Here is a 12560-nt window from a genome sequence, read left to right as displayed (position 1 = left end):
GCCCTTCCCGGCCCGCTCGGGGGAGCGGCGGCACCCCCCTAGCCCCCTAGCCCCCTAGCCCTGCTCGCCGACCAACTCCCAGAAGTGGTCGACCAGGCGGCGCAGATAGGCCGACCGCTCCGCCGCGATCTCCTTCAGCCTGGCATCGTCGTTGCGGGCGACCAGGTGCCCCATGTACCGCTCGGAGAAGGCGGAGAGCTCCGCGTGCATCGTCTGCAGGGCGTCGCCCACGCTCGTGGGGTCCACGGAGACGATCTCCACCACGGGATCGACATGGGCCTTCCAGCGCCCGGCGACCGCCGACCGCAGGTGCTCCTCCAACTCCTCGCCGCGGCCCGTGATCGCGGTCAGGGCGCGCAAGGACAGGCCCAGGGCCTCCACCAGGACCCGGGTCTGCCGGGCGTCGCCGTGCCACTGCCCCGCCGCCTCCGCGGCGCGGTACTCCGACGGGTCCATGCCCAGCCGGTACGCCAGCCGCTCCACGCCGAGCCGGCGGGCCAGCCGGAACTCGGTGAGCGTCCTCGGCACGGTGCCCATGAGGGTGGCCGCGTCGCACCACAGCACATCGGCCAGGGCGAAGAGGTGCTGGTCGCAGGGGCGGTGGGAACCCTGTTCCCACGCCGTGACCAGATCGGGATGGACCGGACTGCCGCAGGCCGCCATGGCGGCGGCCACCTGAGCCGGGCTCAAACCCATGCGGGCGCGCGCGGATCTGGCTTCCGAGGGGGAAAACGGAGTGCTGTACACGTACAAGACACCTCGCAACAACCCTCGAACGCTCCGCGCTCGAGGGGAAACGGAATGATGGATGAACACCAAGCGCGGGCACACTAACAGATGTTCAGAAGGTTGAGCCCGGTGATGTTCCTTCAATTCCAAGGTCTTGTCGGGGTGTCGCTAAGTGATCAACGTCAACTCGGAGCCTCCTCCCGCAGTACCGGAAGCTCCTGTTGCGCCCCGGTCGGCGCCGTCCCGCCCCCGGCGGGCAGGAAGGGGGCGAGGGCGGCCGCCGCCAGGGCGAGCGCCGGCACCAGCAACAGGGCGGTGCGCAGACTGCTGTGGGTGGCGAGGAAGCCGATGAGCGGCGGTCCGGCGAGGAAGGCGAAGTACCCGGTGGTGGAGACCGTCGCCACGGCGGTGCCCGGGGAGGCGGCCGGGACCCGGCTCGCCCCGCTGACGACCAGGGGGAAGGACGCGGCGATCCCGAGCCCGACCGCGCCGAACGCCACCGCCGAGACCACCGGGTGCCCGGACGCCAGCGCGACCACGGCCCCCGCAGCACTGAGCAGGGCGCCGAAGCGGACGACCCGGACGGGCCCGAAGCGTCCGGCCGTCCGGTCACCGCCGAGCCGCCCGGCCATCATGGCCAGCGCGAAGACCGCGTACCCGGCGCCCGCCAGGCCGGGCCCCGCGTGCAGCGAGCCGGCCAGGTACACGCTGCCCCAGTCGGTCATCACCCCCTCGATGAGCAGCACGCACAGGCCCAGCGCGCTGAGCGGCAACAGCCGGGCCGCGCCGCGCCCGCCGCGCCCCCCGGCCGCAGCCCGCGCGCCCGGCTGCGGCGCGGCCGGGGCCGCGGGGCGGGCGGCCGCCGGGTGCAGGGCGGCCGCCGCCAGCCCCGCGGCGACCACCCCGACGGCCGCCGACACGGTGAACTGCGTACGCGGACTCACGCCCCCGGTGGCGGCGAGGGTGCCGAGCAGCGCGCCCGCCAGCGCCCCGGCGCTGAACAGGCCGTGGAAGGAGGAGAGCCTGGTCCGGCCGCTGCTCCGCTCCAGATCCACCGCGTGGGCGTTCATGGCGACGTCCAGCGCCCCGACCGACGCGCCCAGGACCACCAGGCCCGCCATGAGCCCGGTCAGGGAGCCGGCCAGCCCGGGCAGCGCGATGGCCGGGGCGTAGACGAGGACGGCGGCGCGCGCCACCGTCCGGCTGCCGAAGCGGTTGACCAGCGCCCCGGCCGCGGGCATGGCCGGTACGGACCCCAGCGCCACCCCGAGCAGGGCCAGGCCGAGCTGCCCGTCGGACAGCCCCAGCCGCTCCTTGACCTGGGGGATGCGCGGGGCCCAGCTCGCCAGGACGATCCCGTTCAGGAAGAAGACCGCGTAGAGGGCGGCCGTACCCCCGCCCTTCGCGCGGCTCACCGCGGCGGGGGCAGGGTCGGGAGGTGGATGCCCGTGCCCTCCGGGGCCAGGTCGTGGGGCGAGGTGGCGGGGTGGGAGGGCGCGCAGGTGAAGGCCTCCGCGTACCGGACCCCCACCTCCAGGCCGCGGTGCGCCCCCTGCTGCCTGGTCAGGTCCAGGAAGTCGGCTCCCTTGCGCTCCTTGCGGGAGCTGTTCTGGCTCAGGTGCTCGGCCAGCATGGCCTCCTTGGTCGCCATGGTGTCCGTGATGTCCACCCACACGTCGGGGGTTCCCCCGTTCGTCCCGAGCAGGGTGTCCATGTAGAAGAGGGGAGGGACCCGGTCGGTGGCGGGGCTCCCGGTGGACAGGGCGGGCTCGCGGGCCAGCAGCCGGGCCGCGCCGACGAGCCCGCTCACCGCCCGGTGGTCGGGGTGGTAGTCGTCGGGGTGGTGGGCGAGGACGAGGTCGGGCCGGACCCGGCGCAGCACCTCCACCACCTGCCGGCGGGTGTCGGGGGTGTCGAAGAGGAAGCCGTCCGGCTGTCCGAGCCAGAGCAGTTCCGCGTCCAGCACGCCGACGGCCCGCCGGGCCTCCTCCTTGCGGACCGCGGCCGTCTGGGCGGGGGACAGGGTGCGGGAGCCGAGTTCTCCGTTGGTCGCGATGGCGACGGTGACCTGGGCCCCCTGCCGGGCGTAGTGGGCGAGCGTCCCCGCGCAGAAGAGCTCGACGTCGTCGGGGTGGGCGCCGACGGCCAGGATGCGCACTTCTCTCACTCCTTCACTGGTGGTTCTGTGCGGTGTCCGAGAGGACCCGCGCGAAACTCAGGACACTGCTGTCGGTCAGGAAGCGCCGCAGGACGCGCCGGTGGCCGTTCCTGCCGAGCTCCTGCGCGTAATCGGGGTCCGCGAGCAGCCGGTTGACCGCCTCGCCGAGCCCGCGCAGGTCGTGGGGGTCGGACAGCAGGAGTCCCGTGGTCCCGTGCTCGACCTGCTCCCGGATGCCCCCGACGGGGGCGGCGACCACGGGCCGGCCCTTCCACGCGGCCTCGGACACGGTCAGGCCGAAGCCCTCGGCCAGGCTCTTCTGGATCACCACGGCAGAGCGGCGCTGGATGGCGTTGACGGTCAGCGCGTGCTCGGACGGGTTGTCCGTGGGGACCTGTACGAGGTGCACGTGCCGCCCCCGCCGGCCCAGGCCCGCCAAGACCTCACGGCATTCGGCGAAGACCTGCTCCGCCTGCCGGTCCCCCCCGGGTGTCCGGGCCGACCAGCAGCAGATGGGCACCGAAGGCCGGATCGACGTACTCGGCGAAGCCCCGGATCACCCCCGGAATGTCCTTCACCCGGTCCCAGCGGCTCACCTGGGTGACCAGGGGAGCCCCCGCCGGGGCCGGACCGCCGCCCCGGACGACGCGCGCGGGATGGCGCAGGAGGAGGTCGGTCAGGGCGTGCCGGCCCGGAGGGGCGGTGCTCGCGTCCTGGATCAGCCCGGCACCGGCCAGCAGCCGGGACGGATCGGTGCCGGGGTGCAGCGAGATGTTCTTGGGGGAGAGCGGGTTGATCGACGGCTGGACGATGTGCTGGTCGCCGGCGGGCAGGCCGGCGGGGAGGACCCCGGGACAAGAGGTGATGTGGCCGTGCGCGGAGGATAAGTAGGGGCGCAGGAAATCCCATCCGCGCGCGGCGAGATCCGCCCTCGGCGCGGTGCCGATATGGGCCCGCCACAGTACTGTGCAGCCCGCTTCCCGCAGATGGGGAATGAGGCCGGCCGCCTGGTGGTCGTGGACGACGACGAGGGAACGCCGGTCCACCGACGAGGCCAGCCGGGACGCGGTTTCCGCGCATATCCGCTCGTACAGCCGGCGGCCCCGCTCGAGGTCCGCGGCCTTCTCCCGCGGTGCCACGCCGCACAGGTGGTAGTACAGCGACTTGGTGAACGCACGGAATTCGGCCGGGGCGTCGAGCGTGGCCCACCGGGTGGAAATGCCCTCGCCCGCCAGGTAGGGGAGATTGGCCCGCAGGAGTTCGGCGACCCCGCCCCGCACCGGGTTGTCGCTGATGTGCCATACGGTGCGCCCGTCGAGGAGACCGCGCGCTTCGCGCAGTGCCTCCCGTACGGTCGCCATCCGCTCCGTTCCGACGAACGGCTCGATCCACTCCAACGGTGTGCCCGACAGCTCCACCTCGGATGTGGCCGGTGTCCATGTGGCGGGAAGGGGCCGGGCCGCGGGCACCCTTCTCCCGTGGGCGGGCTGCGCCCTGCCCGGCGGGCGGGACGTCAGCTGGACCGAGAGTTTGTGCAGCAGCCTGTTTCCGTGCTGTAGACGTGTCACGATATTCGCCTTCCCGGGAGTGGTGGGCCTGGGGCCGTGAGGGGAATGGCGCTCGACTCCTGGTCGAATTCCGGCCGCTCCGGCCTGGTGTGGCCGAAGGGCAATCCCCGCGCGAATGGCCGGCGTGGGCGACCGGGGAAGTGAGGATGTGTCGGCATATGGAGGAATCCGGGTCGCCACGCCCTGATCCTGACATGAGGTCCACAGCCGTGACATGTGTTCCCCCACACGTAGCGAAGGCGCGCGGAAGCCCCGGAGGCGGGCGAATCGAGGAGCGATAAGCCTCCCATCAGCGCTTTGTTTGAGCGCCGTGCGAGCCGCTCCACCGGGAACACCGCGGAGCGTTGACGAAGTATTAACAGAAAAGCGCCACGATGGCCGGATGGCCTTTGGCTCCGGGACTTCTTCCCGCCCGCGGCCCTTACGGCAGGACGCATCGCGCCGCATTGCGCATGCTCCCTTCCGCTGCGCTGCCGGGGCCTTACGATCTCGACGGACGGTCTCCACCCGCGACCGCCGCCCCCCCCGCACCCGTGGAGGTCAACCGTGTTCCGGACGGCCGAAGGACACCGCAGTCACCGCAACCGCGACGGCGGTCGCCACCACCCCGCCCGCCCCCGGCTGCGCGCCGTGGCCAGTGCTGCCGCCGCCGCGGGCATGTTCCTCGCCGTGGGCTGCTCCTCCGGCGACAGCGGTCCGGGGGAGGCGGCGGGGGGCGTACCCGTCGTCGCGAAGGGCAAGCTGACCACCTGCACCCACCTGCCCTACCCGCCCTTCCAGTTCGAGCAGAACGGCAAGGTCGTCGGCTTCGACGTGGCCCTGATCGACCTCGTCGCACAGAACCTCGAGGTCGAACAGAAGATCCTCGACACACCGTTCGAGAACTTCAAGACCGGCGCCTTCCTCAACTCGGGCCAGTGCGACCTCGCCGCGGCCGGTATGACGATCACCGACGAGCGCAAGAAGAACGTCGACTTCTCCGTCCCCTACTTCGACGCGACCCAGGCACTGCTGGCGACCAAGAAGAGCGGCGTCACCTCGCTCGCCGACGTCAAGGCGAAGGGGAAGAAACTGGGCGCGCAGGCCGAGACCACCGGCGAGAGCTACGCCAAGGCGCAGGGCTTCAACCCCGTCGCCTTCGAGAGCTCGGACGCCGTGCTCAACGGACTGCGCACGGGCCAGGTCGACGCGGTCGTCATCGACTACCCGGTGGTCCAGGGCTGGCTCAAGGACCCGGCGAACGCCTCGGAGTTCGTCCTCGGGCAGAACATCGAGACCGGTGAGAAGTACGGCTTCTCCGTGAAGAAGGGCAACACCGCCCTCCTCGCCGCGATCGACAAGGCGGTCACCGCCGCCAAGGCCGACGGCACCTACAAGAAGATCTACGAACAGTGGATCGGCCCGCTGCCCCAGGCGACGTCGTGACCTCTCGGCTGACCCGGCGCCAGCGGCGCCGCGTCTGGCAGGGCGTCCAGTACGCGGTCTTCGTGGCCGTGCTGGTCCTGATCGGCGTCCTCGCCGACTGGGACCGGCTGCAGAACCAGTTCGCGCAGACCGACCTGGCCCTCAGGCTCTTCCCGAAGATCATCACCATCGCCCTGCGGAACACGGTGGTGTACACCGTCTCCGGGTTCCTGTTCGGCCTGGTGCTCGGCCTGGTCATCGCCATGATGAGGCTGTCCTCGGTGGCCCCGTACCGCTGGGTCGCGAGCGTCTACATCGAGCTGTTCCGGGGCCTGCCCGCCCTGCTGATCTTCATCTTCGTCGGCGTGGCGGTACCCCTGGCCTTCCCCGGTACCGCCATCCCCGGCGGCACGTACGGGAAGGTCGCGCTCGGCCTCGGCCTGGTCGCCGCCGCCTACATGGCGGAAACGATCCGCGCCGGCATCCAGGCCGTGCCCAAGGGGCAGATGGAAGCGGCCCGCTCGCTGGGCTTCTCCCACGGCCGGGCCATGGTGTCGGTGGTCATTCCCCAGGCCTTCCGCATCGTCATCCCCCCGCTCACCAACGAACTGGTCCTCCTCTTCAAGGACTCCTCGCTGGTGCTGTTCCTGGGCGTGACGCTCGAGGAGCGGGAACTGACGAAATTCGGCCGGGACCTCGCCAGCGAGACCGCCAACTCCACCCCCATCCTCGTCGCGGGCCTGTGCTACCTCCTGGTGACCGTGCCGCTGAGCTTCGTGGTGCGCCGGCTCGAGGCCCGCGCGGACAAGGCCACGTGAGGAACCGATGCCACAGACGACGACCGGAACGGGGGACACGATGGGTGCGATGGGCACGGACCGCCCGGAGATCGAGATCCGGGAGCTGCACAAGTCCTTCGGGGACAACCACGTCCTGCGCGGCATCGACCTGGACGTCGACCGCGGCGAGGTGGTGTGCGTCATCGGGCCGTCCGGCTCGGGCAAGTCCACCCTGCTGCGCTGCGTGAACCTGCTGGAGGAGCCGAGCCGCGGCCAGGTCTTCGTCGGCGGTACCGAACTGACCGACCCGGACGTCGACATCGATGCCGCGCGCCGCCGCATCGGCATGGTCTTCCAGCAGTTCAACCTCTTCCCGCACATCAGCGTCACCGCGAACCTCACCCTCCCGCAGCGGCGGGTGCTGGGCCGGGACAAGGCGAAGGCAGCCGCCGTCGCCCGCGAGAACCTGGAGCGGGTCGGCCTCGCCGGGAAGGCGGACGCCTATCCGGCCCAGCTGTCCGGCGGCCAGCAGCAGCGGGTGGCGATCGCCCGGGCCCTGTCGATGGGGCCGGAGGTGATGCTCTTCGACGAGCCGACCTCGGCGCTCGACCCGGAACTCGTCGGCGAGGTGCTGTCGGTGATGCGCGTCCTGGCGGGGGAGGGGATGACCATGATGGTCGTCACCCACGAGATGAGCTTCGCCCGGGAGGTCGCGGACCGGGTCGTGTTCATGGACGCCGGCGTCATCGTCGAGCAGGGGCCGGCCGAGCAGGTCGTCACCCGCCCGGAGCACGAACGCACCCGCAACTTCCTCAACCGCATCCTGGACCCCGCGGCGGCCCCGGCACCGGCCGGCGACGACGCGCTGCCGGAGGAGCAGCCGCCGGGGGAGCGACGGCCGGAGGCGTGACCGCCGGAGGAGTGACCGTCACCTGCCCGAGCGCCGCAGCAGGTAGACCCCGGCGGTCGAGACCAAGGCCGCCATGCAGGCGATGAACACCAGCCCCGCACCCTCCAGCCCGATCGGATCCGCCAGCACCCCCACACCGATCACCGGCACCGAGATGCCCGCGTACGCCACCACGAACAGCGTCGAGATCACCGCGGCGCGCCGGTCCGCCGGCGAGGCCTGCGCCACCGCGGACAGCGCCCCGCGAAACGCCAGCCCCTGACCGGCCCCGCCGACCAGCGCGCTCAGCACCACCAGGACCAGCAGGTCCCAGTACAGCGCGCCGGCGAGCAGCCCGAGCCCGGCGAGGAGCCCGACGCAGCCCAGCGGCAGCGACCGCCCCGCCCCGACCCGGCCCACGGCCAGCTGCCCCGCGGTCGACGCGAAGAAGGCCAGCGCCACGACCAGCCCGCTCACGGCCCGGTTGTGCACGCCCAGCGACTGCGCGAGGAACGCCGGGCTGACCGACGTGAACACCCCGAACAGCGCGAAGCCCACGAAGGAGGCGATCGCCGCCGGCCCGAACACCGGGCGCACCGGCGCGGGCAGCCCGGGCCGCTGTGGCCGTACGGTGCCCAGCGGCCGCCGCTCCCGTACGGTCTCCCCGAGCCCCAGCAGCACGGCGACCGAGGCCGCCACCAGCGCGAGGTGCACCGTGAAGGGCAGGTACAGCGGCCGGGCGGCGTACTGCGAGAGCAGCCCGGCGAGCAGCGGGCCGCAGCCCAGCCCGCCCATGTTCGCGGCCGTCGCCACGAACGTGGCCCGGGCGGCGCCGCCGGGCGGGGCCGACTCGATCACGTAGGCCGTGCCGGCCCCGGTGAACAGGCCGGCGGACAGCCCCGACAGCAGCCGCCCCGCGTACAGCCAGCCCAGCCCGGTGGCGCACAGGAAGCAGACGGCGCTCGCCGCCGCGAACCCCAGCCCCGCCAGCAGCACCGGCCGCCGCCCCACGGCGTCCGAGGCATTGCCGGCCAGCAGCAGCACCCCGATGACCCCGAAGGCGTACACGGCGTACACGACGGTCACCATCAGCTCGGAGAAGCCGAACTTCTCCTGGTACAGGCCGTAGAGGGGGGTCGGCAGGGTGGTGCCCGCCATGCACACGGCGAACACCGCCCCGCCGAGCACGCACTGCCTCCATCCCCGGCGATCACCGTCCATGGCGCCGACGGTAACCCCGCGCACCACCCCGGCCCCGCTCCGAACCCCCGAATCGCCCGCACCGTCGCCCGGCCGCCACGCCGCCCTCAGCCCTCCGCGTCGCGCGCTCCGAGCCCCGCGTCCGTGTCCCGCGCTCCGAGCCCCGCGTCCCGTGCCCGGGCGACGGCCTCGGCCCGGGTGGCGACGTCGAGCTTCTCGAAGATGTGGGTGATGTGGTTGCGCACGGTCTTCTCGGCCAGGAACAGCTCCCGCGAGATCCGCCGGTTGTCGTACCCCCGGGCGACCAGGTCGAGCACCTCGACCTCGCGCGCGGTCAGGGCCGGGAAGAGCCGTTCGGCCTCGCGCCGGCCGCCCCCGGTGGCCAGTACGGCGATCCGCGCGGCCACGTCCGGCCCGAAGACCGCGCCGCCGGCGGCGACCGTGCGCACCGCGTGCAGGACCTCCTCGCGCCCGGCGCCCTTGACCAGGTACCCGCGGGCGCCGGCGTGCAGGGCGGCGAGGAGGGTGCCGTCGTCGTCGGCCATGGTGAGCACCAGCACCGACAGCCCCGGGTTCTCCTCGGTCAGCCGCCGGGTGGCCTCGATGCCCGACCCGTCGGGCAGCGACAGGTCCATCACCACGACCTGGGGCCGTCCGGCCTCCACCACGGGCGCCAGGTCCGCGAGCGTCTCGGCCTCGCCGACCACGTGGATGTCGTCGGCGCTCTCCAGCGCCGACCTCAGCCCCACGCGAAACAGCGGGTGGTCCTCGACGATCACCACACGTACCTGCGTCTTCTCGGACTGCATGGCACACACTATGTGCGACGAAGCCGCCACGATCCGTAATTCCGCCTGCTCGGCGTGGCGGAGTACCGGATACCGCTCAAAGCGGAAGCTTGCCTTCGAAAGGGCTGACGCCGCAGAGGGTATGGCGGATCGTCACTTTACCGTCCGGATCAACGCGCTTGCAGGCCGTTGCAGTTGACTGGGGCAACATACGGTTTCAGTAACCGAGACGAACTCCACGGTAATCGCATCAGGTCGCGAGTGTTCGTATAGCTTCAGCTCGTCGCCGCCGCACCCGGGACACGGGGTCCGCGCGGGGAATCGCGGCGACAGGGATGCGACCACTCCCATGACAACAGCCACTCGAACCAGTGCCTTCCGTGTCGATCCGTACACTCCGCACTGTCAGGTCATTGCCGCCGAAGGCGACCATGCCGTCATCGGTATCTCCCCCGGCAACTCCTACTTCTCCGCCCGCCGTGTGCACGAGCTCGCCGAGTGGGCGCTCGACAACTTCGCACAGGCCGACCTCATCTATACGGACCTGCACGTGGCAGAGATGTACGAGGCGACGGGCTATCCCCCCGACGAAGCCCGCCGAAAGACCGTCAAGAACCTCCGTGGCGTACGCGCCAAGGTGACCAACGCGGTGGCCGACACCGACCCCTCCGGCACCCGCCTGCGCGGCAGACCCATGTCCTCGCTCCAGGGCATCCCCGCCTACGACCGCATGCACGCCGACCTGCTGGAACGGCTGCACACCGACCCGGCGTTCGCGCAGACCTGCAACGAACTCGTCGACATCTTCCTGTCGTCGAAGGTGCTGGGGGGCCAGCAGCCCACCGCGCACCAGCGGGCGGTCTGCCTGGACTACGTGTGCGCCGAAGCGCCCCTCTTCCTCGACACCCCCGCGATCCTCGGCGTCCCCTCGTCGCTGAACTGCTACCACCAGGCGCTGCCGATGGCGGACCTGCTCTACTCGCGCGGCGCCGGACTGCGGGCCTCCCGCAACCAGGGCCACGCCATCGTCACCCCCGCCACCGAAGGAGACCAGCTGTGACCACTCACGCGGAGCCGATCCTCGAATTCCCCTTCACGTGGGACGGAACGCAGCTGCCGACCCAGGTCGACGAACTGCCCCCGGTGGTGAAGGTCCGCACCATCGCCGGAGCCGAGGCCTGGCTCGTCTCCTCGTACGAACTCGTCAAGCAGGTCCTCGAGGACGACCGGTTCAGCCTCAAGAACACCTCCGACCCGGGTGTGCCCCGCCAGTACGCGCTGACGATCCCCCCGGAGGTCGTCAACAACATGGGCAACATCACCGGCGCGGGCCTGCGCAAAGCCGTGATGAAGGCCATCAACCCCAAGTCCCCCGGTCTGCAGGAGTGGATGGACCAGCACGCCGCCGACCTGGTCGAGCGGATGCTCCGGCACGGCGCGCCCGTCGACGTCCGCGCCATGTTCACCGACCCGTTCTCCGAGGCGATGCACTGCCACATCCTCGGCATCCCGCAGGAGGCGGGTCCGCGCCTGGCCGAGTCGCTGCCGATCGCCTTCATGAACAGCGCGAACGAGATCCCGGCCGCGCGCCTGAACTGGGACCGCGACATCGCGTACATGAAGGACCGCCTCGACGACACCGGCCACGGCCTCGTCGGCGACCTCGCGAAGCTGCGCGGCACCGAGGGCTACGAGCACATCACCGACGAGATGTTCGCGACGGTCGGCGTCACCCTCTTCGGCGCGGGCGTCATCTCCACCGCCGGGTTCCTCGCCATGGCGCTGGTCACCCTGCTCACCCACCCGGCCGAGGCCGACCACCTCGCCGACCACCCGGAGCTGATGCCCCAGGCCGTGGACGAGCTGCTGCGGATCAACCTGTCCATCGGCGACGGCCTGCCGCGCCTGGTCATGGAGGACATGACCCTGGGCGAGGTCGAGGTGAAGGCGGGCGAGCTGGTGCTCGTCCTGCCCGAGGGCGCGAACTTCGACCCCGCCGTCTTCCCGGACCCGCACCGCCTCGACTTCACCCGCGCCAACTCCTCCGCGCACTTCTCCTTCGGCGGGGGCTCGCACTACTGCCCCGCGACCGCCCTCGGCAAGAAGCACGCCGAGACCGCGCTCCTGGCCCTCCTCAAGGCCATGCCCCGGCTGCGGCTGGCCGTACCGGTGGAGCAGCTCGTGTGGCGCACGGGCTTCATGAAGCGGCTGCCCGAGCGGCTGCCCGTGATGTGGTGACCCGGGCCTGACGCCCCCGCTTCCGGGACGGAACACCGCCCGGGAGCGGGGGCAGGGTCACCGCTGGCAGCGCCCGAAGGTGACGACGTACGTGCCGGCTCCGCTCGCGCCCGCGCCGGCGGGGTCGGCCGCGCCGGCCTGCGCCCCGCCGCCGAACTCACGCAGCGAGGAGTCGAGGATGATCGCGCGGTGACCCGGGCTGTTCATCCACCACTTGACGGCGGAAGCCGGGGTCCCCGCACCGCCCCAGCCGTTGTAGGTGATCTCGGAGACGCCCCAGGAGCGGGGGTTGGGGCAGTAGCCGGCGCCCATGATGCGGCTCTGCGGAGTGGAGCGGGTCTGCGGGTTGGTGTGCGAATCCTTCCAGGGCCCCCACCACTTGAGCTGCACGGCCGCGGCGGTGTGCTGCCGGGCCGCGTCGGTCAGGGACTGGTTCACGGTCAGGGCGGGCAGTCCGCGCCCCGTGCGCTCCGCGTTGACGAGGCACAGGACGGCATCGCGTTCCTGGACGCCGCCGCCCGGGGGACGGCTGGACGCCGAGCTGTCACAGCTCGCGGCCGTCGCGGGTGACGCGGCCACCGGTACGAGGGTGGCGGACAGGACCGCGGCCACCGCCAGAGCGGCCCCGGTGCGGGTACGTGAAGTGCGGCTTCTCACGGGCTTCCACCTCCTGCGAACACGAACAGGTGTGACGAGCGGTGTGGAGGAGCCCCCGCGCTGCGGCTGCTCTCCCCAGCCTGCCACCCGGCCCCCCCCTGATCGCCATCCGGCGTGCGGAACAGCGGGAGTTGCGGGGCGGCGGCCGGC

At 72.0% G+C, this 12560-nt stretch carries 13 protein-coding genes; 5 read left to right on the top strand and 8 right to left on the bottom strand.

Annotation, left to right across the window (positions count from 1 at the left end; all coding sequences use genetic code 11):
- Window positions 1-54 precede the first annotated feature (54 nt).
- The 5 genes from OOK34_RS29405 to OOK34_RS29385 all read right to left on the bottom strand — a co-directional run bounded on the left by OOK34_RS29405 (window position 55) and on the right by OOK34_RS29385 (window position 4248).
- Window positions 55-675 (bottom strand): transcriptional regulator, encoded by a 621-nt coding sequence (locus OOK34_RS29405; protein WP_323183502.1) that lies wholly within the window; start codon window positions 673-675, stop codon window positions 55-57.
- 236 nt (window positions 676-911) lie between these two features.
- A complete protein-coding gene (locus tag OOK34_RS29400; protein ID WP_267037193.1) occupies window positions 912-2144 on the bottom strand; it encodes an MFS transporter in 1233 nt (410 codons plus the stop codon).
- Window positions 2141-2887, bottom strand: coding sequence for a PIG-L deacetylase family protein (locus tag OOK34_RS29395; protein WP_267037192.1), 747 nt, complete (start codon window positions 2885-2887; stop codon window positions 2141-2143). The genes OOK34_RS29400 and OOK34_RS29395 overlap by 4 nt, the downstream gene beginning before the upstream one ends.
- A gap of 13 nt (window positions 2888-2900) precedes the next feature.
- Window positions 2901-3296, bottom strand: a complete 396-nt coding sequence (locus tag OOK34_RS29390; protein WP_267037191.1) for a glycosyltransferase — start codon at window positions 3294-3296, stop codon at window positions 2901-2903.
- A gap of 34 nt (window positions 3297-3330) precedes the next feature.
- Window positions 3331-4248, bottom strand: a complete 918-nt coding sequence (locus tag OOK34_RS29385; protein WP_267037190.1) for a hypothetical protein — start codon at window positions 4246-4248, stop codon at window positions 3331-3333.
- Between the two features lie 864 nt (window positions 4249-5112).
- Here OOK34_RS29385 and OOK34_RS29380 point away from each other — a divergent pair.
- Genes OOK34_RS29380 through OOK34_RS29370 form a run of 3 tightly spaced genes read left to right on the top strand, consistent with a single transcriptional unit; the run spans window position 5113 to window position 7548 of the window.
- Entirely contained in the window at window positions 5113-5880 is a 768-nt protein-coding gene (locus tag OOK34_RS29380; protein ID WP_267037547.1) for an ABC transporter substrate-binding protein, read from the top strand.
- Window positions 5877-6677, top strand: coding sequence for an amino acid ABC transporter permease (locus OOK34_RS29375; protein WP_267037189.1), 801 nt, complete (start codon window positions 5877-5879; stop codon window positions 6675-6677). The genes OOK34_RS29380 and OOK34_RS29375 overlap by 4 nt, the downstream gene beginning before the upstream one ends.
- A 49-nt stretch (window positions 6678-6726) precedes the next feature.
- A complete protein-coding gene (locus tag OOK34_RS29370; RefSeq protein WP_267037546.1) occupies window positions 6727-7548 on the top strand; it encodes an amino acid ABC transporter ATP-binding protein in 822 nt (273 codons plus the stop codon).
- An 18-nt stretch (window positions 7549-7566) separates the two neighbouring features.
- Here the strand turns inward: OOK34_RS29370 and OOK34_RS29365 are convergent, their stop codons facing one another.
- The gene (locus tag OOK34_RS29365; protein WP_267037188.1) at window positions 7567-8748 is read right to left on the bottom strand and encodes an MFS transporter; all 1182 of its coding nucleotides are present in this window, start codon (window positions 8746-8748) and stop codon (window positions 7567-7569) included.
- Window positions 8749-8834: 86 nt separating this feature from the next.
- Entirely contained in the window at window positions 8835-9536 is a 702-nt protein-coding gene (locus tag OOK34_RS29360) for a response regulator transcription factor (protein WP_267037187.1), read from the bottom strand.
- Window positions 9537-9864: 328 nt separating this feature from the next.
- On the opposite strand from OOK34_RS29360, the gene OOK34_RS29355 reads away from it, so the two are divergent.
- Window positions 9865-10575 carry a tRNA-dependent cyclodipeptide synthase gene (locus OOK34_RS29355; RefSeq protein ID WP_267037186.1) on the top strand — a complete coding sequence of 237 codons (711 nt, stop codon included), beginning with the start codon at window positions 9865-9867 and terminating at the stop codon, window positions 10573-10575.
- Window positions 10572-11753, top strand: a complete 1182-nt coding sequence (locus OOK34_RS29350; RefSeq protein ID WP_267037185.1) for a cytochrome P450 — start codon at window positions 10572-10574, stop codon at window positions 11751-11753. Before OOK34_RS29355 ends, OOK34_RS29350 begins: the two co-directional genes overlap by 4 nt.
- Window positions 11754-11810: 57 nt before the next feature.
- Here the strand turns inward: OOK34_RS29350 and OOK34_RS29345 are convergent, their stop codons facing one another.
- Window positions 11811-12410, bottom strand: coding sequence for a CAP domain-containing protein (locus tag OOK34_RS29345; protein WP_267037184.1), 600 nt, complete (start codon window positions 12408-12410; stop codon window positions 11811-11813).
- Window positions 12411-12560: the final 150 nt, after the last annotated feature.

The organism is Streptomyces sp. NBC_00091 (genome assembly GCF_026343185.1).
GTDB lineage: Bacteria > Actinomycetota > Actinomycetes > Streptomycetales > Streptomycetaceae > Streptomyces.
Note: the sequence above shows the minus strand (reverse complement) of the source record. Positions and strands in the feature narration are given on the sequence as shown.